The sequence below is a fragment of the Citrifermentans bremense genome, from assembly GCF_014218275.1.
Classification (GTDB): Bacteria; Desulfobacterota; Desulfuromonadia; order Geobacterales; family Geobacteraceae; genus Geomonas; species Geomonas pelophila.
Genome location: NZ_AP023213.1, coordinates 1,801,055 through 1,820,646 on the forward strand (window position 1 = coordinate 1,801,055; position 19,592 = coordinate 1,820,646).

Below are 19,592 nucleotides of genomic sequence, written 5' to 3' on the forward strand. Positions count from 1 at the left end.
CATGGAAAACGACGAGCTTTTAGAGGAGAAGGAACCTCTTTTCATGGACGCCGAGCAGGACCCGGATGCACTCGAACTGGAGGAAGTCGAGGCTGAAGTCGACGAGCCTGCCGAGGTCGAGGAAGAGGAAATCAAGGCCGCGGTGGTGGAGCATTTCGACGACGCCATCAAGCTCTACCTGCGGGAAATCCAGAAGACCAAGCTTCTCACCGCCGACGAAGAGAAGGAGCTTGCGGCGCGCATCGACCTGGGCGACAAGGCCGCCCGGGACCGGATGATCGTCTCCAACCTCCGCCTGGTGGTGAAGATCGCCAAGCGATACATAAACCGCGGGCTCCCCTTCCTGGATCTGATCGAAGAAGGGAACATGGGGCTCATCAAGGCGGTGGAGCGCTTCAAGCTCTCCAAAGAGTGCCGCTTCTCGACCTACGCCACATGGTGGATCAGGCAGTCCATCGAGCGCGCGCTGGTGAACCAGTCCCGCACCATCCGCCTCCCGGTGCACGTCTCCGACGACATCAACAAGATGCTCAGGGTGACGCGCGAACTGGTGCAGAAGATGAACCGCGAGCCGACCATCAAGGAAGTCGCCGACACGCTGGATGTGAACGTCACCTACGTGCGCAGACTCATGGTCCTCTTGAAGAAGACCTATTCCATCGAGCGCCCCATGGGTGAGAACAACGATTACTTCTTGATCGACACCATAGAGGACACCTCAACCATATCGCCGGCCGTGCTTTTGGAAGACCTCAACAAGTACGAGCTGGTCTCCAAGTGGTTCGAGACCCTCTCCGACGCGGAGAAGAAGATCCTTACGCTTCGTTTCGGTCTCGACGACAAGGATCCCCAGACCCTCGACACCATAGGGCGCAGCTTCGGCGTGACCCGCGAGAGGATCCGGCAGATCGAGGCGAAATCTCTGGAGAAGCTGAGAAAGATAGTGGAAGCTACCGACATCATGGGACGCGCGGCTGTCCCCCCGACAACTACAGGCACATAAGGAGCGGCAGGATAAATGGAAGATCTGAAAAGCATCATCAGGAACATCCCGGACTTCCCCAAGAAGGGGATACTTTTCAAGGACATCACCACGCTCTTAGGCGATGCCCAATCGTTCCAGCGCATGGTCGACCTCCTGTCGCACCGGTACGTGGGGCAGAAGATAGACAAGGTGGTGGGCGTCGAGGCGCGCGGTTTCATCATCGGCGCGGCGCTCGCGTACAAGCTCGGCGCCGGGATCGTACTGGTGCGCAAGCCCGGGAAGCTTCCGTCCAAGACCATCAGCAAGACGTATGCCCTCGAATACGGTACCGACACCCTGGAGATCCATACCGACGCCTTCAACAAGGGCGATCGCGTGTTGATCGCTGACGACCTATTGGCCACCGGCGGCACCATGGCTGCGGTCGTAGATTTGATCAACAGCATGGACGTCGAGTTGGTCGAGTGCTGCTTCATGGCAGAGCTCGAATTCCTGGAGGGGGCGAAGAAGCTTCCTGAAGGTAAAGTGTTCTCCCTGCTCAAGTTCTAATAAAACTTCTTGCCAAACAGACGGCGGTATTGTATATAGGTCGTCTGACCTTGTCCCCGTAGCTCAGCAGGATAGAGCACTTCCCTCCTAAGGAAGGGGTCGGACGTTCGAATCGTCTCGGGGACGCCAAAGAAATCAAAGGGTTGCAGCTTTTGCTGTGACCCTTTTCTTTTTGCAAAGTGCAATTTGTTGCCGTTTCGTTGCCGTTTGTAGTTTTGCTTAGGGCATTGCATATCCTTGTTTAGTGTCTCCGCTACCCATCACCGCCCCTTTTCCAAATCTCTGCGGTGACAGTCACAATTCATAACTACAACCTAAGTGGGGAACTGTGGTCAGTTGTGGGCATGCTTTTTAAAGCTCTTTAGTGTATCGTCCCTCATCAGTGATACATCATTTCTTTAAAGTACTTAAAAGGAGGAATCGTGAAAGCGTTTGTGGCCTTTGTTGCGTTCTCGTTGGTCCCTGGCCTTGTCTTTGCTGATGGTTATGTTAGAGGCTACACGAGGCAAGACGGCACATATGTAAATGGATACACCAGATCCTCACCGGACAACTCCTACAACAATAATTACAGCGTAAGAGGCAACACAAATCCCTACACTGGGCGAGAAGGCACTTCATCCCCCACCTACAACGACCGAACTCCCGACTACAATACTAGGACGTATGGCAACCCCGGCTACACTAACTCCAATCCAGGCGGGTTGTATGGTAACGGTGGCGGATCGTCGCGCGGCATCTATCGTGGATATTAAGGGGCATCCCCATGCTTAGATTTATCCCAATATTAATTGTAATTGTTGCCATGATTCCAACCGGTTTGCTATTCGCAGAAACTAAATCTGGGTCCAGTAGTCCAAAACAAGAAATTGGCAGATATCAGCTTTTTCAAGGTAGGTGGCAAAACAGCGACATTCTGAATGAAACGTTTGAGATCAAAGAATCATTGTTTTTGTTAGATTCGGCTACTGGTTCTCTGTTCATATGCGAACGACGGGACACACCACGTCTTAAAGATGGAGATATCATTTCATTCATAGAAGAAAGGTCGTGCGAACCGTTTAACGATGTTCAAGAATTTCCGATAACAGCCATAGAAAAAGCACGAAAGGTGCGATCACATTCAGCACAGTAAACCCTCTCTATTGCAACAACTGTTTTTCGATATAAGAAAAAGCGTCCCCAAAATTGGAGGCGCTTTTTTATATGTCGGAAAATAGGGCTGATCTTCGGCTTTCTTTAACTGTTTACCTCGTACCCCATAACGCCCGCGCACGCCTGCGCGTACTATGCTGATAATTCAGCTTTCTTCAGATTGGCAAGCGCCCTCAACTTCCCTCCCGCCGTCTTTGGCCCCGTTGATAACCCGCCGTGGTTCTTACAGCGTCCGTTCTTGTAAATGCGTGTGTTTCTGCACGGCATCCCCTGCCTCGTCATCGCTCCGCATGTTGCTTTCACCTTCTCTTTTCTATCCATTGGGAACCCCATGACGCGCACCTGCGCATTACTGGTTGCGAAATTCAGGTTTATTCAGGTTCTTGTACCTGTGCGCTCTTGCCCTAAATTGCTGTTGCTGCCGTAGGGACAGAAGTTTAGACCAGCTTGGGCCTTACTGCGCCACCGACGCGCTATCTTTTTCACTAGCTTTTGTGCTCTGTCCTGTGATTCGGGACCTTGCCCTGGCGCACCGACGATGAAAGTAAGCTCGGTAAATACACCATGCTTGTGAAATTCCCGTATGGAGTCGAAAAGCTGCCTATCTGTCACCTGTTTGTTAAATACCGTGTTCCGGTATTCCTCGTCTGCGTCTTCAACTCCAATCAGCACCCTATTTGCACCTCGTCTACACAACCAGCGCACTAGATCCGGTTCGATATCCCCTCTTACACAGGCTGTGAATGGAAAGGTAATATCACCCCAAGACTCACGCCATTCTTGGTTGTAATAAGGCAGGAGATCACCGTGGAAATGCACCCCTGTAATTTGGCGGGGAAAAACATTACCGTAAAGGTATTCAATGTCCTCCTTCACCCTCGCCCTAATACGTGGCTTCTTTCGCGGGTGGATACTCTCAGCGCAGAAAGAGCACGACCAAGGGCAATCACGGCTAGAAAGGTAAGGCAGGGTAAACGTTTCTGCCATAGATAGATGGAAAAAAGGACGCATTGCCTCGTAATCCATGAGGGGCAAGGTATCGATATCCTCTGTCAGCAAAGCGCGGTCAAACAGCCCCGTATCCCCATGTAAAATGAATTCCGGCAGTGTTTCGCCGTCACCTCTGCAGGTGTAATGGGCTGGGGTGTCGGGGACCTCGTTAAAGAACCGCAGATAAGACCCGCCCAGGATAACCACGCGCCCCATATTCCGCGCCGACTCCATGAAAGGCAGGGTCGATTCAAACGTGTCCTCACTTACGACGGAGAAACAGACGAAATCGATATGCTCATCCTCGATAACCCGCCGCAAGCGTTGCAGTTCAACATCGGTCCAATCTTGGATGAAGTGCAAACGGGCCATTATGCCGCGCTGCTTCAAGATCGCGCTCAACTGTGCCGCCCCCAAGTGATACCTAGTCCGTGGAACGTCGCTCCACAAATTGCTCGCACTATATGGGGTGCCATAAACCAGAAGGACTTTATGGCAACGACTAAACGGACCGGCGGAAATGTTAACCTTTGCAAAGTCCAAATTGTTACCCTCTGTGAGTTTGTGGTTAAAGGTTGCCGTACATTTCGCGCCAATCAGACAACCGCACGCAAACAAGGTCGTTATCTCTGCGGCTGTTGTGGAGGTGGATTATCACCATAGGCGCTTTTCCGTTGGGGCAGTTCCTTACGGCCTGGCTCATGAAGGTGTGAGCTGTGGATTTAACGCGGCTTTTAGCCTCTATGCTCCAAGGCCCCGCCGATATATCCTCCCCACCCAAAAGCCCTTTGCGGTCGCCGTTCATTATCTTCGCTAGAACCTTCTCGTTCTCCTTGCCGCGCTGCCGATTCCTTTTTGCTGTTGTCATTCGCCCCCCTGCTTGGCTTGCCGCCGTCCCATCCGGTAGGGGTGAAGGGCGCAGTGTTTGATGTTACATTCCCGCACATCTTTTATTTGGTCGCAGCAACAGTCGAGGCATTTCTGGCGAATGGATTTGATAGGCGTCAATCTCATGTACTCTCCTTTGAATAAAGCCGTAGCTATCTCACGTTTTTGGTGTCAACTGCATTAAGGGCAGAGTTCCCCCTGTACGCCCTTAGGCGGTGGGTTGTTCGCAGTTCTTTTCGTTTTTAGGGAAGGTCGCCTCTGCCGGTTCGAGGACGCGCCAGCGAAGATCAAGCAGGGCATCTTCAAGCAGCAAAGCAAGGCTGCTGTCTGAGACTCCCTCTGCTGCCATGACCTGCACAGCAGGATTGCCGTGGATCTTCACTACAACTCGTATTTGCATGGCCGTACCGCCGCTCACAGTTCATTCCTTGACATATGTTCTTTCTTCCCTCCTGCGTGACATCTTAGGCTTGGCGGCATTTCGCCGTATTATTCCCAAGTTCATTTTTGGCTACGGTAAAAGGTTCTACAGGTTCACTTTTGACTATGGTAAGGGGGTAGCAGTGGGCCATTTTTGAACTTGTAGGGGCTAAATCAGCACCTTCGACAGTAGCCAAAAATGAACTGTACATATATATGCCATCTTTACTGCAGTTCTTTTAGCTGCTCCACGGTACTGCTGCCGGTGGTTCGGTGGGGTGCCTTCGCCATTCACCCTTAGGCTTTGGTTGCACCTCGTACAGCAACCACCTCTTCGACAGCTTGTACTTGGAGTTGGACCGCCCTGCGCCTCTAAGACCGCCAACGGATACAATTTCCACAAAGCCGCTCTTGCCCAGTTCCTCTATTGCGCGGGAGAATGTACGCCTTGCGAATCCTCGCCGCTCGGCTTCCGTATAGGTGAAGTCAAACACGCCGCTGTAACCTAGGGCATCCAGCCGCCTTAACTTCCCGTCTGTGCGCTTGAACCACATCAAGACCTTGACGGCGCTACCTGAAAGCTCGGAAAAGGCTTTAGAGTCCATCTCTTCGTTTAGTAGAGGGGTAAACGGTGGTAGTTTGAATCTGTTGCCATCTCTTGATTTCTTCCCCACGCCGCCCCCTATGCCCTTAGAAGGCGCTGCCCTGGCAAGGTAGCGGCATAAGCGGTTACGGCGTCTTTTGCCTGCTGGAAAATGTCTCTGTACTGTATCCCCGCCGCCATCCCTGTTTGCATGACATCGCGAATCAGATATTCAGCAGAGGTCAAGAAGGAAAGCTGCATTGTATCGATTGAATCCCTCAGGCTCTGAGGCCCCGACTGCTTAACGAGGTTTAGCGCCTTGTACGTCATGTTTGTTACGTTGGCATAGTAGAACCGCGCCGATTGGCTACCTTGAGCGGTGGCGTAGTCCACGAACTCGGCAAGCGCGTCTGTTTCTGCCCTGCGTCCGATCTTGTTGCCATCTCGCTGCTCCTGCCATGAGAGGTTTTGCTGGTTCAGTAGCAACCGCTCCATGTGGTTGAAGGCGTCGATGTATTTTAGTTTGAATCCCAGCGCCTTCTTCCCAGTGAACCCCATTGCTAGAAGGCTGAAGCCATCGCGATTCATTTCGTACATTGGCCACGTCTTTCCGCGCTCGTCGGTGTATTCTCGTGGCGCAAAATTGCGCTGCGAAATCCCCTCGTTCTCAAGATCCGCAACTAAATTGTCAATGGCGCGTATCACGTCCTTGTGTTGCTTTCGGAATACATTGGCTACCGTCAGGCTGCTGGTTACTGCCTGCCGGTGCTGCAAGGTCACGATCTCATTCATTGCCGTCCCCCCTTTGCCTGCCGGTGTTCATAGATCAACTTGTCTATGGTGCGGCTTGCCGCGATAAAGGAGAGAACGGGACAGGGTTGATTGAGGGAGTATGCGCGGCGGGCTTCAAATAGATCCTCTGTCGCTTCAAACTCAAAATTTAGCGTGCAGGAGTCTTGTGGGGCAGGAGTCCACGGAAAGCCTAAGGCAAGGAGGAATTTGGCTTCATTGCGGTCAGTTATTGTGATTGTCTTTGTCGATGTCGGCATGTTCTAGCCCTCCGTCACGGTCTGACGGCTAGCGAGCCATTCATCAACTTCGTGACGGTGGTAACCAACAGCCCCAGCGGACAGGCGTATGCGTTTAGGGAAGGATCCAGACCTTTCGAGCCGCCAGATTGACGTCCTCGACAAACCAACTACAGCGGGGAGATGCTTGGGCCGAATGATTTCCGGTGCAATGCTGGTAGGCATAAAAAAACCTCCAAAAGAGAGTTGTTTCGGTTGCGCAACCGTTGGTTCAACTCTACACAGGAGGTTTTCTTTGCGATAGCTGCTATTTCAACAGCTTGCATAAATATCATGATAATTTAAAGGTTCTTCATTTATCATCCTTTTACGCTCGGCTGTTTCGTTCCACTAAGAATCTTTGGCGGGAATTTGTTACTCTTTAAAAGATCAATTAGATCATTTACCTCAGACAACATATCTGAAACCAGCTTTTGCCTTGCTCTTAAGGTGCCACTTGAACTGGTGCTGAAGTTAAATTCTTTTGCTATTCGTTCATTGCTGTGATTGTGGAAGAATTTTTTCATCCAAACTTCAACGCAGTCACGCCAGTATTCGAATGGGTAAAGAATTTTACCATTTTTATCTCTTATGAAGTCCTTAACTAAGCTTAGTAGAGGAGGTTTTTCACCATTAAGTTCGTTGCTATAATCAAACAAAACGCGCATAACTTTTCCGTGGGCTATTATCTCCTGTTTAACAACTTCAGCTTGGCGTGTCAAAGTGTCAATGTCACCCATTAGGTCTACATGTTTTAGACTTTTTAAGACTCCCGGTGTCAACGTACTAAGATTATCCGGCACAAATGGAGTGTCTTCTAAAGCAGTGTCTGGATCGTTGTTTGTCCTATATATTTCCAAATAGGTTGCAACTGACAATTCGACGTGGGGCAAATAATCACTTTCTTGAGGAGAAGAGCACCACTGCCTTAGAAGAGGCACGAATTCCTGAACCAGCCTTTTCTTCTGTAGATCGCTTAAAGGATAGTTATTCTCCTGAATCATCCACAAGAACATTAAAATTCGGTGAAAACCCACTATTCTGGCTTTGTATTCTGGGAAGTCCACTAAAACGCCTCCTGCAGCGCCCTGATAGATGATCGCGGGAAACCGCCCCAGGAAAGGCGGCTTGTCGGCCCGTCGGCCTATCCCGCGAAACCGCAATTACACTGCTTGCAGTTTTCTTTTTTCTGAAGCAAGGGCTTCATCGCCACGATATTCATCTACTGCAACGTCTAAGGAGTGTTGCAATCCCTCAAGAATAGCCTCAAGACCGGCGAACTCTGCGTTATCAAGCTCACGGCGTGGATTGTCCGCTAGCAGGCTTTGCAGGAACCATACACCATTCGAAACCCGCTGCGTGCGTGTAACCAAGTTGTGACCAGTGCTTTCAAAAAAACTTTTGCTGTCGATACTCATTTCCACCCTCCTGTGAAATAGTCAGTCTCTGTATCCCTGCTTGATGTCAAAAAGCAGATCGATAATTTTCTCCAGTCGTTTGTCAATGGCATACAGACTGTAAACTACACAAGCGATAAATGGACCCCATAGCCAGTTTCCTTCCATAGCCCCCCCCTTTTTTAGTTTCGTACTTTCCGCTTCATCGGTATCACATTGCTCTCTTTGCTGGCGGTGATCGCTTTTAGTTTGCGCTCCCAAGACTCTAGCGCCTGTTGCTTTTCCCGGTCGTATTTATGGCGGTTGTAGGTTTTTATGATGCCCTGCTTTTTGTGGCTTAACACTGCATCAATAACCTCGTCCATAAAGCCCATAGAGGCCATGAAAGTGGCAGCGGTCCGCCTAAGGTCGTGCGGGGTGAACTGGTCGACTCCTAGCCGGTTTTCTGTGGCGTGGTTCCCCTCTTTGTCATAAAGGGGTTTCCCGCCCTTGTCGAGCAATGGCCAGTTGAGATTGCGACGGACGGCGACAGCTAGGGCGTGGGCTTCAATGGGCTTGTTTTTCTTCTTATGAGGGCAGGGGAAGATATTCCCCTTCGCCACTTCTTCTCCGGTTTCCTCGTCAATTGCTGTAAGCGGTCCGATTAGTTCAAGAGCGCTGGCGGTAAGGTAAACCCGATGCTCCATGCCATTCTTGGCTCTCCCGGCAGGGATCGTCCACCATTGGCCTTCAATCTCGGCGCTGTGCATGCCTGCTATCTCGCCAGGGCGCTGTCCTGTCACCAACACCAGTTTGATCGCCCGCCTGATATCGTCGCTTATGGCGGCATTATCTATGGTAGCCCAAAGCGTCTTTATCTCAGCTTCAGTAAGCGCCCGCTCCCGGCTCTTGTTTGGTGCTAGGGCCTTTACGCCAGCAAAAGGGGAGTGGGGGAGGATGTCCCGCTCAACTGCGAAGTTGAACATCTTGCGGGTGATCTTCAGCACTTGATTGCTCATGGCAGGCGCACCACGCTCAATGATGCTTTCAAGCAAAAGTATGATGTCTCGCTTCTTGATGTCCTCTGCCTTCCGGTGCCCCCATTCGGGAACAATCTCAACATTCAACAGCCGTTCATCGGCCTTCCCTGACCGCTTGTTGACTGCGTGCTTTTCTAGGTACTCCTTGACGAGCTCCTTAACAGTGTGGGCGGCTCGTCTCTCTTCCCGTTCGGCGGCTTTCGTTTTCCTGACCTCTAAGGGATCAACAATATCATTCCTTCCAGCCTTTATCGCCTTTATTTTGGCACGAGCCTCTTCGTACTCCATACGTGCGGCTTTTAGGCTAGTGGCAGGATAGTCGCCCAAGTTCAAGAAACGGCGGTGGCCGTCTACGCGGTAGAGATAGAAGAACGTCTTGCGACCGCCAGGATGGACACGGACGCCGAAACCGCCCTTTTCCCGCCTCGTGTATTCCTTCTCTCCCGGCTTCAGTCCCTTAACGAAAAGATCTGTCAGCATGTCAGCCATGTTGTTGCCTCTTTCTGTTGCCGTTTTGTTGCCGTTTTTGATGGGGCTTGGGTGAGTTTCTATGAAACAGGCTGAATATACATTTACAGCTAAACATCTGTTGTGTCAAGCTATTAAGAAAGAATTGTGGTAATGATAGGGGAGGGCTGAAACCGTTTGAATGGATAGTATATGTTTACTCTTAAGGAAGGGGTCGGACGTTCGAATCGTCTCGGGGACGCCAATAAAAATCAATGGGTCACGGCAAGTATGCCGTGACCCATTTTTCGTTTTAGAAATATAACTGTCTTTACTGAATCACAGTCTTAGCATATGCTTTTCGTTGACAATGGGGGGACTATGGACATCGAACGATTGGGCGAAAGGATCTCCGACTACCTTAAGGCCCTTGGTCAACTTGAAAAGGCTACAGGCCAGCCCAAAGATGAATTCGTAAGGGACTCAGTGATCCAGCGTTTTGAGTTCACCCATGAACTGGCCTGGAAAATGCTGAAGCTGCGATTGGAGCAGGAAGATATCTTTGCAAAGACTCCCCGTGAAACCATGCAGGCATCACTTGAAGCTGGCTTTATTGAGGATGGCAATGCCTGGACTGACCTACAGAAAATACGCAACATGACCAGTCATACCTATAACGAAGAGTTAGCCGAAGAGGTCTATGCCTTTGTTGTCGGGGAGGGCGTGTATCTGTTTCAGCAGTTGGCGCAAAAGGCACTTTTATGGAAGACGAACGATTGATCTTCGGCCTGGCACGGCGGCACTATCTGGACCTTGCCCGGGTATTTGACAAGTATCCGAAGATCGAGCGCGTGCTCATTTTCGGCTCACGGGCTAAGGGCGTCGAAAAACCCTACTCCGATATCGATCTTGCCGTAATCGCGCCTAACATGGAAGATACCGAATTTGCCAGGGTTCTGAGCGATCTGGATGAGTTGGAACTGGTCTTCAAGCTTGATGTTTTGCATCTTGACAGGTTGACTCAGCAAAAACTCAAAGAAACGGTTCTAGCACACGGCAAGGCGTTCTATCCCCTATGATATGATGCTTCCACCGTGACCGGTTCGGCATATTATTAGAAAGTACAAGCACGTAGTGCCTCGCTTTGGCTCTTCTGTCTAACCACTTCCATTCAAACTGAGCTGTCCCTCCCGACTTGCCCCCCACGTCTTTCCTGCTAGCATTGGAATCTGTAAATAATTCCGCTTCTTGGGAATCCCGTACGATGTTGCTCTGGAGGACCCATGAACCACGCAATTTTCTTTGTTTATATAAACGGCCAATCCACCAAGCCCTTGGTGCACAGCATCGAGGAGGCAAAGCGCCATGCCACGCGCCATATCGCATACAAGCCATCCCTGCGAATAGAGTGCTACTCCATGCCGTACCTGATCAGCCAGTGGATCTACGACTACCAGGCGGGGGAATGGGTAGAACAAGTCGTCAACAGTGATGCAAAGATTTATAAACTGATGAAATGAAGCCGAAACCACTGGCGCGCCGTTCAGCAATATCAGAGGTCCCATCGCAAAAAAACAGAGCGCCATCTAACTGAACCGGTACTCCATTTGATCTATGCGGTGCTCCGATATACTAAACCGGTGGTCCGATCAAGCTAAGCGGCGCACCGTTTAAAGTTGTTTATACTCCGACTATGTTTAATGGAGCGCCGTTTAACAACTTTGATGGTCCCGTGGAAACAACACGATTGTCCCTTGGAAGGAAATGGGTATCCGCCTGGGTGGTAAGGTAGCACCGGTTTCACTTCTACGGTGGGCCGTGAGTTGTACCGACAGCCAGGTTTTCTGGCTATATAGCATGGCTTAGCGAAAATGGAGGGCTGTCTCGCTCACGAGGGAACACCGGATAATCCAACTGGTGCTCCGTTTTGTCTGATTGTACTGCCGAGTCTCCGAACCGGTGATCCAAGTTGCTTGTCGGGTACGACGTTCAACTAAAACTGCGACCACCAGTTAGAAAATAGGGAGTACCACATTGCAGTCACGGCAATGCCGTCTATGTTGGACGGAGCTACGAAGATGGTATGCGGAGCGCCATCTGGACTTTTCGGATATACACCTTTTTTCAGCGGCACTCCAACTTTCTTAAACAACGCTCCATCCTCTTTAAACGGCAACCCATCCTCCTTTAACCGACGCTCCGTATTCCTTAAACGGCACTCCATCTTTCTTAACAGACGCTCCACCATGGTTTGCACCGCATTTCAACCTTGGATAAACGATAGTCCATCGGTGCTAAACGGAGAATCCGAATAGCGGTAAGCGGAGCACCGAGGATGATAGATCGATATCGGGTCAACGAAGGTGGGAGTCCGGATAGTACGGGGGGCTTCCGGAGAAAGGAAAAACGCCTTCATGAACCGGACAAACTATCCGATTCCCTAAGGCGCTGTGGTGAAAAGTGGTCAATTGAATGTACTGGTTAGCCTTACGCCGGTGCGACAACGGTCTTTTTCTTAGGAGCCCGCCCCTTTACTTCGATCCCAGCCTGCATAAGAACAGGTATGTCTTCTTCCGTCGCAACCATCTGCAGGTAGGCGATGACTTTCTTGAACAGGTCGGTGAGCTGTTTCCTCGCGTCGTCACGCAACTTGATCTGAAGTCGATCGTAGTTAATGGAGCTTTCCATTTTCTGCTCGTAAAGATCTAGCCCCTCTTTCAGTCGCGCTAGAGAAACTGCCTGCTCGGGAGGGTTGCGGTAAATCGACAGGCTGCTCAAGCCGTTGTAGTAGCGGAGGGAGTTGCTCAGGAACACGCTCGGCTTACCTGTCAGGTCGTAAGATAGGCGTAGCATAGGTCCTCCTTCTGTTGTTGGTGGTCACCTGGCACGCCTCAATGTTATATTGGATTATTTTAATCGCAAGGGGCGTAAGAAAAAAATATGACAACCTTTCAGCCTAGGTGTTACCCCTTACCCATTGGCTGGCAACAGCAATTACTTGCTGTCCCTAGATTCAGGTGCGTCGTCAACTCCTTGCAGATAAGGAAGAGGCGGGGGATTGCGAAAACGCCATATTCTCAAAAGCCGGCAGGGCAGTCATTCAGCACTTTCTCATAACCAACCACTCGAATATAAACCCACAACTTTCTTTAAATTTTAGGCACAAGCTACAAGGGTTCCTTCTGGACTTCCGCCACAGGTCCACGAAACTGCTCGCATCCTTACAACCTTACATTCTCCATTTACGAAGTCTATCATCTTTAAACCTTGCATTACAGAGCCCCTTGGTTTTGCAAGAGAAGCTACTTCATGACCTTTATCGCTCTAATTCCTTCCCTCTGATTTTTGCGATTTGATCCGCCTGTCAGCCAACATGATTTAAACGCAAAAAAGACGGAAGCCAAATATTTTTGATATTTCGGCAGCCCGGCTGTCTCGTGGAATTGTGAATTTGTAGTGATGCCTGGACGTAAGCTTGCAGTCATACTTAAGTTGCACTGCGACAAAAGGGGGGAGTTCTTTAGTGCTAAGGATCGAGTGGTTCGGTCACCTGCCTTCACAGAAGGTGCCATCAACGGGGCGGGTTTTAAGGTTCGCTCGTGCAAAGAAAAAGCCACGACTGAGCAGAGCTTTTTCTTGCCTGACACAGTATGCTTGAGGCAAGGGCTAAGGCTGGTGGTGGCCTGTGTCGGATATCAATGTGCTGCACAAAAAGATCTGTCTGATGATCTTTTTGTGCAGCACATTATTGCTAGCTTTACACGGTTTTCTTTCTTCTACAGAAGGCAAGTCCGGCAAGACCGGCACCTAGGAGGAGGATGGTGGATGGTTCGGGAACAGCACCAACAGCAATGTTGTCGGCCTCAAAGGCTCTACCATAGCTGGTGAGCGAAAATGCATCGAATTCAGGAAGATCTAAAAGGTTTACATAACGGTTGTTGTCAGAGTTGGTCCAGCTACCTGAAGCTATTAACGGCTGAATTACTTCATCCCCGGTGACGGTTTGTACTAGATTGCCGTCTTTATAAAAGCTGAGCACATTGTTAATCCCAAGACCGCCGCCAACCCCATCAATAGAGCCCCACCATAATCCGAAATAATTAAAAGTGTCGCCAAGCACTGCTAGTGTTTGGGTCGCCGTAGCAGTACCGGTCGCGTTCCGATAGGGTACGGCGATATATTTGGTGGCGTCTGCGGTAGACAACGGATTCATGAATGCCGGAGCAGCAGCTACCCCACTTGTCGAACCTGTACGAATAGAATAGTCCCCCGTCCAATTCCAAAGCAAAGGAGAGTCAAAAGTTTCTACTTGGACGCCACTGTAGGGGGAACTATAACCACCATTTACAGGCAATGGTGTTGCGAAGTTGTAGTTAATGGTATAAGCACTGGCCCCTACTGCCGTCAGCATTAACATTGACCCTGCAAGTAGCGCGGTAATCTTTTTCATGCCTGTACTCCTCCTTATCTAGGGTTATCAGCGGTTCACGCAGCGAACAATAACAGCAAATTCTTAGCCAAATAAAAAAGTGTAATTAAAATGATCCATTGAGAGCGTTGGCCACCTTTTCGATGCCTGAATATGTAAAGGTCTCCGACATACATGGACATCACATGTAAAAAAACCTGACACCGCTTGTCCAGCGAGGAGTGAAGCCACTAGACGAGATCACGGGGGCATTCCCTTTACGAACAATTGCACTTGAAGAAAGGATTGATGTCCGCCGTGACATCTGACAAAATGTCTGGTCCCACTTGCGGGCGTCCCATCCGATTTGAGCTCTGCTCTGGCCGATGTGCTATCGAAAAGAGCCGTAACAGTCGCAGGTAGAGGATGCCCCTATGGGTAGATATTTTTATCGCTGGCGGAGATTTGATGGAAATTGTTGAGCAGGAAGTGACGCGACTTGATGGGATTCACGAGGCGATTGAGCGGTACGCGGTCGACCGCCTGCGGACGATAGCGAAACACGAAGCATACACGAAGGAACTTGAGCAGGAGCGCCTCAACGCCGTCGGGTGGCACGAGAAGAACGACCTCACCGAGAAGCTGGTCGAACACGGGCACCACTCTCCGCGCAAATACCTGCACGAATTCACCCAGCAGGCCTCTCCCTACTTCGGCATTCTCGGCATCCATGACAATGACAAGAGGATCGGCAAAAAGGAATACCTGATCGGCAACCAGACGCTCATGGACGGTCAGCGGGTCGCCATCGTCGACTGGAGGAAGGCCGAGATCACGGGCCCTTTCTACGAGGGGTACGATATCGGCGAGGAGTACGAACTCACCATCAGGGGGGTGGAGAGGGAAGGGGTGATCACCCGCAGGGACAAGGTGGCCATCAGCCGAAAGGCCCTCACCCGGATCGAGACACCTTCCGAGGTGTACGAGCTGCGCGGCGGGGAGTGGCACAAGAACGGATCGGCCTGCGAGTCGACCGCGGACACCAAGGAGCGCACCGAGGACCACCGGATGGTGGATTCGATAGCCGCCCTGATCTCACCGGAGCAGTTCCGCGCCATCACCAAGCAAAGGGAAGGGGTGGTGGTGATAAACGGCGCGGCGGGCGCGGGGAAGACGACGGTGGCGCTCCACAGGCTCTCTTTCCTCATGTTCGACGCGCCGGAGAAGTACCGCCCGGAGCGCTGCATCGTTCTCATGTTCAACCGGGTGTTGCGCGACTACGTGAAGCAGAGCAGCGACACGCTGCTTGGTCCGGTGCGGGTCGATACCTACAGCGCCTGGTCGCTGACGGCGCTTGCCGCTCTTGGTGTGCACTCGCTGAAAACGAGCTTCGATGACCCCTTCGGCGCGCAGAAAAAAAGCAGCCTGATGCCGGCCCTTCTTGCCAAGTACGTGAAGGAGACCTCCAAGATCGAACCGGTGACCGATCTCTGGCGTTTCCTGATGCAGGAGTACGTGGTTTCCACCTTATTCCAGGATTCAGGGGAGACGTTCCGGCGGGAGGCGGAGAGGAAGTTCGAAGCCAAGGAGAGGGTGCTTTCCTTCTCCGATATCAGCATCCTTTTGCGGCTGGCTCAACTGCGGCGTCCTGCCGGCACCGTCGTTTTGGGGGCGCTGAACGCCTACGACCACATCGTGGTCGATGAGGCTCAGGACCTCTCGTCGCTTGAACTGCGGACCATAGTGGCCGCTACTTCCCCGGCGCGAAGCCTCACCATATGCGCCGACGAAAAACAGCAGATCCTAAGCTTCCTCGACTCTCAAGGGTTTTCCAGCGTCATGGCCCAGCTCCACTCGCAGGGGCTCGAAAAGGAGAACCTGACGGTTTCCTACCGCTGCCCAAAGGAGATCGTCGACTTGGCCGCTCAGGTCAGCGGTCGCAAGGTCGATGCTTCAAGGGCGCATGCCGGCGTGGTCGAATTCCACGCTACCAAGACCTCCACGGAGTCGATGGCAAAGATGCGGCAGCTCGTCGAAGCGCTGGTGCAGGCCGCACCCGGTTCTCTTACCGGTGTCATCTGCAAAAAGAAAGCGGACATAAAAGCCCTCCATGCCGCGCTTGCCGGGGTCCGCGGGCTGCATCCGGAGGGGGAGATTTCCTTCTCGCCCGGCGTCCAGGTCATTCACGCCCATGCCATAAAGGGGGTGGAGTTCTCCCACGTCATCCTCTACAACCCAAGCTCGTACGACTATCGTCAGACGGATCCTGACCGTAATCTGCTTTACGTGGCGATCACCAGGGCCTGCAAGAGCCTGCACATCGTCCATCATCAGCCGCTGGCGAAGGGGCTTGTGTAAGAGCAAATCCCAAAGGGGGAGACGGTTGGCCCGTGCAGCCCTTTGTGGTTTAATTACGTCACCTGGAATTCTTTGATGACCCTTCCCAAGACTCGGAGGTGCACATGGAAATGCCTTGGTTCTCAGGCAAATCCCCCCTGTCCCCCCTTCGCAAAGGGGGGAACGTCAGGTCTGGTGCAGCGCTTCCTGGGCAAATCGCCTCGGATCCCCGGAATTGTTCGAAGAACCTTCTCAAAAGGGGGAACCTTCGGTCCCATGTACCGCTTCGAGGCAAATGTACTCAGTCCAATGAATTCTCGAAAAATAGCGTGATCGTTAGTTCTCGCGCTAACGTGCCTGCTTTGGAGAGCCTGCTGCCGCGACAAGCGCGGATGTTGCTGATATTTTCCCTGATGCTGTTGCTGATGCTGGCCGGATGCGCCGCCGGGAAAAAATGGAAATATCTGCCAGCCTCGAAAGCTGAGGAGCGGTCGGTGTACGTGGTGACCCACGGCTGGCACACCGGTATTGTATTGTCGAAAGGGGATCTGGGGCCGGAACTGGGATTCGTCCAGGATTTCCTCATTCCCGGCCAGTACTACGAGTTCGGCTGGGGAGAAGCGGAGTTCTACCAGGCGGATAAGGTCACGGCGCCCATCTTTTTGAAGGCAGTATTGTGGAGAAACCCGAGCGTCATGCATGTCGTATCCCTTCCGGCGCCTCCGGCAACATTCTACAGCGGCAAAGGGGTTATCGAGCTCAACCTGTCACAAGAGGGACTGCAGCACTTGAAAGACAGGCTGCGGGCGAGCTTCGAGTTCGACCAGCAAAACCACCCTTATCCTTTGAAGGGACGACCTACAGGGGATAACAGGTTCTTCAAGGGGGAGGACTATTACCTCATCACCAATACCTGCAACAGATGGACAGCGAAGATGCTGGAGAGCGGAGGCGTGCCGATAGATACCGTCTTCACCTTGCGCGCTGCAAGTGTAGTAAGGCAAGTCAATGAAGCGAAAAAGGAGTACTTGAGGCTACGGCGGTCAGGTGGGGTAACTGGGGCAGCACTGCACAAAAAAAGCCCCCCTGCCATCACTGGCAGGGGGTAAGAACTACATTTTTAACCAACCGAGTTTGGTTTGCTTTTTATCATGATCCGTAACTTACGTAAAGCTTAATCTGAATTTTTTTAACTGACGCACCTCGTTCAAGGTACGCCTATGCGGTAGATGGTCCCGCCGCCGTAGTCCGCCAGGTAAACTTCGCCTTGTTCATCCTCGCCGAAGGTGGAAATCCGGTATGGAGTTTCGAGCAGCAATTGGCTGACCCATTTACCGCCACTTTGGCGCAGCCCCCAGATACGGCCGCTGCAGTAGTCTCCGTACAAATAGATGCCTTTAAGCTGCTCGATCTTGCCGCGGTAGACATAGCCGCCGGTCACCGAGCAGTCCCCCTTGCCGTGGAAATATTCCGCTACCGGCGCGACCATGCCGCTTCGGTCGCACTTCTGCTTTTTGAAGCAGCGGTTTCCCTCCATCACGTTCCAGCCGAAGTTCGCCCCTTTGCCGGTCCCCGCAGCGAGGTAGTCGATTTCCTCAACCTCGTTTTGCCCAACGTCGGCAATGTAGAGGTCGCCGTTGGCGCGGTCGAAGGAGAAGCGCCATGGGTTGCGCAAACCGTAGGCCCAGATCTCGTTGCCAAATGGGTTACCCTTGGGGATCACGTAGGGAGTTCCGCCTGCCCCTACCTGTATCCTCAAAAGCTTCCCAAGGAGCGTGTCCCGCTTCTGGCCGTTGCCGTGGGGGTCTCCGCCGCTCCCCCCGTCGCCGGTCCCGATGTAGAGAAAACCGTCCGGTCCGAATGCCAACTGGCCGCCGTTGTGGTTGGCATAGGGTTGAACTATCCCCAGTATCTCCTTGCGGGTAGAGTTGTCGGCATGGTCGGTAGCGCGGTCCGTCCGGAAGCTCGCTATCACGGTGTTCCCCACACCGACCCTGTTGGTGTAGTTCACGTAGAAGGTTTTGGACGACCGGAAATCCTTCGGGAAGGCAAGGCCCAAAAGGCCTTGTTCGCCTCCGGCTTTTACCAGCCGCCGGATATCGAGGAAAGGGTCGCTGCCTGGCATGCCATTGCGCAGTACCTGCACCGTCCCTCGTTGTTCCACTATGAATAGGCGGTTGCTCCCGTCTCCTGCGTGGGCGATGGCCGTCGGCTGCTTCAACCCCTTCGCTATCGGGGTCAGGGTGATGGTGGGGGGGGACTCCTTTGCCGGAGTCGGCGGCGTGCTCTCCCTGCTGCCGGCGACGGATGAGAAGCTGAGCACCAGGGTCCAGACTGCCACGAGCCTCATAGAATGTTCCCGAAAGCTTGACATGCTCCCACCCCCTCTTGTGCACCTGATTTCGTCAAAGCGCTGATTATACCACGCCTTAGGGGAAGAGCGTGGAGGGCATCTGCCGGGTATCCGGCACGGCTGTCAAGGCATGGATGTATCACGGTAACGATCCCGTATCAAGCGCATTAGCAAATTTTCATGGCAATGAGGTTAATTGTCTACAGTATTTTTAAGTAAGTTCTGATATAAAGTATCACCAAATATTGGGAGGCTTGTTTGTGACGATTGAAGAGGCGTTCGGCATTGTTATCAGAAGACTTAGAAGGGAGCGCAACCTCTCTCAGGAAAAGCTTTCCACAGCCAGTTCCTTGGACCGCAAATTCATTTCGAACCTTGAGGGTGGGAAACAACAGCCAAGCCTAGTGTCCGTTTTCGCTCTCGCGGGTGCGCTGAATGCCACTGCGTCCAGTCTTCTCTATGAAGCAGAGTTTATCCTCAAGATAAACACGCCTGAAAAACTGAGAATTGATGGCGGTTGCGGCAAGATCGACTGGATCAGCAGTATGGAGATCATGATGAACAACGGGCATAACTGCTATCAAGGAAACGAAACCATCCTAATTGTGGACGACGAAAAGCAGCTTAGGGACATGCTGTCGGACTTCCTTGCCAGTTACGGGTACAACGTGATCCTCGCAGAAGACGGGCAGGATGCCCTGGACAAGTTCCAGCAGAATCATCAGGAAATCAATCTGGTGGTAATGGACGTGGTCATGCCGCGCAAGGACGGTATTACCTGTTTCAGGGAGATAAAGGAACTGCACCCAGGGACCAAGGTCCTCTTCATGAGCGGGTATCGTCCGGACCACCTGCATGCCAACGACGATTTCAGGATGATCCAGAAGCCGTTCTCCCCTGTGGAGATGATAAAGGCGATCAGGAAGGTGCTCGAAGAACCCGCTCCCTCCGGCGAGAAATAAGGAAGGGGCAAGCGCGGTTCAAAATTGATTTC

General features: G+C 52.1%; 24 protein-coding genes and 1 tRNA gene. 10 read left to right on the plus strand and 15 right to left on the minus strand.

Annotated elements, in window-relative coordinates; translation table 11 throughout:
• The first annotated feature begins 1 nt into the window (after position 1).
• The 4 genes from GEOBRER4_RS07975 to GEOBRER4_RS07990 all read left to right on the plus strand — a co-directional run bounded on the left by GEOBRER4_RS07975 (position 2) and on the right by GEOBRER4_RS07990 (position 2,289).
• Positions 2 to 1,003: a sigma-70 family RNA polymerase sigma factor gene (locus tag GEOBRER4_RS07975; protein ID WP_185244946.1), complete on the plus strand. Its 1,002-nt coding sequence runs from the start codon at positions 2 to 4 to the stop codon at positions 1,001 to 1,003.
• Between the two features lie 15 nt (positions 1,004 to 1,018).
• A complete protein-coding gene (locus tag GEOBRER4_RS07980) occupies positions 1,019 to 1,534 on the plus strand; it encodes an adenine phosphoribosyltransferase (RefSeq protein WP_085813079.1) in 516 nt (171 codons plus the stop codon).
• 52 nt (positions 1,535 to 1,586) lie between these two features.
• Positions 1,587 to 1,663: transfer RNA gene (locus GEOBRER4_RS07985), tRNA-Arg, on the plus strand.
• 293 nt (positions 1,664 to 1,956) lie between these two features.
• Entirely contained in the window at positions 1,957 to 2,289 is a 333-nt protein-coding gene (locus GEOBRER4_RS07990) for a hypothetical protein (RefSeq protein ID WP_185244947.1), read from the plus strand.
• A gap of 532 nt (positions 2,290 to 2,821) precedes the next feature.
• Here GEOBRER4_RS07990 and GEOBRER4_RS20355 read toward each other — a convergent pair.
• From GEOBRER4_RS20355 to GEOBRER4_RS08040, 11 genes are all read right to left on the minus strand, one after another.
• Entirely contained in the window at positions 2,822 to 3,022 is a 201-nt protein-coding gene (locus GEOBRER4_RS20355; protein WP_404813881.1) for an HGGxSTG domain-containing protein, read from the minus strand.
• A 42-nt stretch (positions 3,023 to 3,064) separates the two neighbouring features.
• The gene (locus GEOBRER4_RS07995; protein ID WP_185244948.1) at positions 3,065 to 4,081 is read right to left on the minus strand and encodes a B12-binding domain-containing radical SAM protein; all 1,017 of its coding nucleotides are present in this window, start codon (positions 4,079 to 4,081) and stop codon (positions 3,065 to 3,067) included.
• Positions 4,082 to 4,247: 166 nt separating this feature from the next.
• Positions 4,248 to 4,547 carry a hypothetical protein gene (locus tag GEOBRER4_RS08000; RefSeq protein ID WP_185244949.1) on the minus strand — a complete coding sequence of 100 codons (300 nt, stop codon included), beginning with the start codon at positions 4,545 to 4,547 and terminating at the stop codon, positions 4,248 to 4,250.
• A 228-nt stretch (positions 4,548 to 4,775) separates the two neighbouring features.
• Positions 4,776 to 4,949 carry a hypothetical protein gene (locus GEOBRER4_RS08005; protein WP_185244950.1) on the minus strand — a complete coding sequence of 58 codons (174 nt, stop codon included), beginning with the start codon at positions 4,947 to 4,949 and terminating at the stop codon, positions 4,776 to 4,778.
• A 277-nt stretch (positions 4,950 to 5,226) separates the two neighbouring features.
• Positions 5,227 to 5,661, minus strand: a complete 435-nt coding sequence (locus GEOBRER4_RS08010) for a hypothetical protein (protein WP_185244951.1) — start codon at positions 5,659 to 5,661, stop codon at positions 5,227 to 5,229.
• Between the two features lie 8 nt (positions 5,662 to 5,669).
• Complete coding sequence (locus tag GEOBRER4_RS08015) at positions 5,670 to 6,362, minus strand: Rha family transcriptional regulator (protein ID WP_185244952.1); 693 nt, start codon at positions 6,360 to 6,362, stop codon at positions 5,670 to 5,672.
• Complete coding sequence (locus GEOBRER4_RS08020) at positions 6,359 to 6,619, minus strand: hypothetical protein (RefSeq protein ID WP_185244953.1); 261 nt, start codon at positions 6,617 to 6,619, stop codon at positions 6,359 to 6,361. Before GEOBRER4_RS08020 ends, GEOBRER4_RS08015 begins: the two co-directional genes overlap by 4 nt.
• A gap of 3 nt (positions 6,620 to 6,622) precedes the next feature.
• Positions 6,623 to 6,823 (minus strand): helix-turn-helix transcriptional regulator, encoded by a 201-nt coding sequence (locus GEOBRER4_RS08025; RefSeq protein ID WP_185244954.1) that lies wholly within the window; start codon positions 6,821 to 6,823, stop codon positions 6,623 to 6,625.
• Between the two features lie 134 nt (positions 6,824 to 6,957).
• On the minus strand, positions 6,958 to 7,704 hold the full coding sequence (locus GEOBRER4_RS08030; protein ID WP_185244955.1) for a hypothetical protein: 747 nt from the start codon (positions 7,702 to 7,704) through the stop codon (positions 6,958 to 6,960).
• A gap of 96 nt (positions 7,705 to 7,800) precedes the next feature.
• A complete protein-coding gene (locus GEOBRER4_RS08035) occupies positions 7,801 to 8,055 on the minus strand; it encodes a hypothetical protein (protein WP_185244956.1) in 255 nt (84 codons plus the stop codon).
• A 161-nt stretch (positions 8,056 to 8,216) separates the two neighbouring features.
• On the minus strand, positions 8,217 to 9,542 hold the full coding sequence (locus GEOBRER4_RS08040; RefSeq protein ID WP_197971399.1) for a tyrosine-type recombinase/integrase: 1,326 nt from the start codon (positions 9,540 to 9,542) through the stop codon (positions 8,217 to 8,219).
• A 339-nt stretch (positions 9,543 to 9,881) separates the two neighbouring features.
• On the opposite strand from GEOBRER4_RS08040, the gene GEOBRER4_RS08045 reads away from it, so the two are divergent.
• The 3 genes from GEOBRER4_RS08045 to GEOBRER4_RS08055 all read left to right on the plus strand — a co-directional run bounded on the left by GEOBRER4_RS08045 (position 9,882) and on the right by GEOBRER4_RS08055 (position 11,020).
• Entirely contained in the window at positions 9,882 to 10,280 is a 399-nt protein-coding gene (locus tag GEOBRER4_RS08045) for an HI0074 family nucleotidyltransferase substrate-binding subunit (protein ID WP_185244957.1), read from the plus strand.
• Positions 10,262 to 10,579, plus strand: a complete 318-nt coding sequence (locus tag GEOBRER4_RS08050; protein WP_085813077.1) for a nucleotidyltransferase domain-containing protein — start codon at positions 10,262 to 10,264, stop codon at positions 10,577 to 10,579. Before GEOBRER4_RS08045 ends, GEOBRER4_RS08050 begins: the two co-directional genes overlap by 19 nt.
• Before the next feature lie 204 nt (positions 10,580 to 10,783).
• Complete coding sequence (locus tag GEOBRER4_RS08055) at positions 10,784 to 11,020, plus strand: hypothetical protein (RefSeq protein WP_185244958.1); 237 nt, start codon at positions 10,784 to 10,786, stop codon at positions 11,018 to 11,020.
• Between the two features lie 473 nt (positions 11,021 to 11,493).
• Here GEOBRER4_RS08055 and GEOBRER4_RS08060 read toward each other — a convergent pair whose 3' ends face one another.
• The 3 genes from GEOBRER4_RS08060 to GEOBRER4_RS08070 form a co-directional block, all read right to left on the minus strand.
• The gene (locus GEOBRER4_RS08060; protein WP_185244959.1) at positions 11,494 to 11,676 is read right to left on the minus strand and encodes a hypothetical protein; all 183 of its coding nucleotides are present in this window, start codon (positions 11,674 to 11,676) and stop codon (positions 11,494 to 11,496) included.
• 311 nt (positions 11,677 to 11,987) lie between these two features.
• On the minus strand, positions 11,988 to 12,353 hold the full coding sequence (locus GEOBRER4_RS08065) for a hypothetical protein (protein WP_185244960.1): 366 nt from the start codon (positions 12,351 to 12,353) through the stop codon (positions 11,988 to 11,990).
• A 904-nt stretch (positions 12,354 to 13,257) separates the two neighbouring features.
• Complete coding sequence (locus tag GEOBRER4_RS08070) at positions 13,258 to 13,950, minus strand: Npun_F0296 family exosortase-dependent surface protein (protein ID WP_185244961.1); 693 nt, start codon at positions 13,948 to 13,950, stop codon at positions 13,258 to 13,260.
• A 426-nt stretch (positions 13,951 to 14,376) separates the two neighbouring features.
• On the opposite strand from GEOBRER4_RS08070, the gene GEOBRER4_RS08075 reads away from it, so the two are divergent.
• Both GEOBRER4_RS08075 and GEOBRER4_RS08080 read left to right on the plus strand, forming a co-directional pair.
• Positions 14,377 to 16,266 (plus strand): UvrD-helicase domain-containing protein, encoded by a 1,890-nt coding sequence (locus tag GEOBRER4_RS08075; protein ID WP_185244962.1) that lies wholly within the window; start codon positions 14,377 to 14,379, stop codon positions 16,264 to 16,266.
• A 371-nt stretch (positions 16,267 to 16,637) separates the two neighbouring features.
• Positions 16,638 to 17,354 carry a DUF2459 domain-containing protein gene (locus GEOBRER4_RS08080; RefSeq protein WP_185244963.1) on the plus strand — a complete coding sequence of 239 codons (717 nt, stop codon included), beginning with the start codon at positions 16,638 to 16,640 and terminating at the stop codon, positions 17,352 to 17,354.
• Positions 17,355 to 17,452: 98 nt separating this feature from the next.
• Here GEOBRER4_RS08080 and GEOBRER4_RS08085 read toward each other — a convergent pair whose 3' ends face one another.
• The gene (locus tag GEOBRER4_RS08085) at positions 17,453 to 18,619 is read right to left on the minus strand and encodes a PQQ-dependent sugar dehydrogenase (RefSeq protein WP_185244964.1); all 1,167 of its coding nucleotides are present in this window, start codon (positions 18,617 to 18,619) and stop codon (positions 17,453 to 17,455) included.
• A gap of 239 nt (positions 18,620 to 18,858) precedes the next feature.
• On the opposite strand from GEOBRER4_RS08085, the gene GEOBRER4_RS08090 reads away from it, so the two are divergent.
• The gene (locus GEOBRER4_RS08090) at positions 18,859 to 19,560 is read left to right on the plus strand and encodes a response regulator (protein ID WP_185244965.1); all 702 of its coding nucleotides are present in this window, start codon (positions 18,859 to 18,861) and stop codon (positions 19,558 to 19,560) included.
• Positions 19,561 to 19,592 lie beyond the last annotated feature (32 nt).

Bases quoted from the DNA above. Each gene is read 5' to 3' on its own strand.
- GEOBRER4_RS08025 (WP_185244954.1), bottom strand. From the start codon at position 6,823: ATGCCTACCAGCATTGCACCGGAAATCATTCGGCCCAAGCATCTCCCC.
- GEOBRER4_RS08040 (WP_197971399.1), bottom strand. From the start codon at position 9,542: ATGGCTGACATGCTGACAGATCTTTTCGTTAAGGGACTGAAGCCGGGA.
- GEOBRER4_RS08075 (WP_185244962.1), top strand. From the start codon at position 14,377: ATGGAAATTGTTGAGCAGGAAGTGACGCGACTTGATGGGATTCACGAG.
- GEOBRER4_RS08020 (WP_185244953.1), bottom strand. From the start codon at position 6,619: ATGCCGACATCGACAAAGACAATCACAATAACTGACCGCAATGAAGCC.
- GEOBRER4_RS08035 (WP_185244956.1), bottom strand. From the start codon at position 8,055: ATGAGTATCGACAGCAAAAGTTTTTTTGAAAGCACTGGTCACAACTTG.
- GEOBRER4_RS08050 (WP_085813077.1), top strand. From the start codon at position 10,262: ATGGAAGACGAACGATTGATCTTCGGCCTGGCACGGCGGCACTATCTG.
- GEOBRER4_RS08055 (WP_185244958.1), top strand. From the start codon at position 10,784: ATGAACCACGCAATTTTCTTTGTTTATATAAACGGCCAATCCACCAAG.
- GEOBRER4_RS08000 (WP_185244949.1), bottom strand. From the start codon at position 4,547: ATGACAACAGCAAAAAGGAATCGGCAGCGCGGCAAGGAGAACGAGAAG.
- GEOBRER4_RS08015 (WP_185244952.1), bottom strand. From the start codon at position 6,362: ATGAATGAGATCGTGACCTTGCAGCACCGGCAGGCAGTAACCAGCAGC.
- GEOBRER4_RS08085 (WP_185244964.1), bottom strand. From the start codon at position 18,619: ATGTCAAGCTTTCGGGAACATTCTATGAGGCTCGTGGCAGTCTGGACC.
- GEOBRER4_RS07975 (WP_185244946.1), top strand. From the start codon at position 2: ATGGAAAACGACGAGCTTTTAGAGGAGAAGGAACCTCTTTTCATGGAC.
- GEOBRER4_RS08065 (WP_185244960.1), bottom strand. From the start codon at position 12,353: ATGCTACGCCTATCTTACGACCTGACAGGTAAGCCGAGCGTGTTCCTG.
- GEOBRER4_RS08080 (WP_185244963.1), top strand. From the start codon at position 16,638: ATGTTGCTGATATTTTCCCTGATGCTGTTGCTGATGCTGGCCGGATGC.
- GEOBRER4_RS07980 (WP_085813079.1), top strand. From the start codon at position 1,019: ATGGAAGATCTGAAAAGCATCATCAGGAACATCCCGGACTTCCCCAAG.
- GEOBRER4_RS20355 (WP_404813881.1), bottom strand. From the start codon at position 3,022: ATGGGGTTCCCAATGGATAGAAAAGAGAAGGTGAAAGCAACATGCGGA.
- GEOBRER4_RS08045 (WP_185244957.1), top strand. From the start codon at position 9,882: ATGGACATCGAACGATTGGGCGAAAGGATCTCCGACTACCTTAAGGCC.
- GEOBRER4_RS08070 (WP_185244961.1), bottom strand. From the start codon at position 13,950: ATGAAAAAGATTACCGCGCTACTTGCAGGGTCAATGTTAATGCTGACG.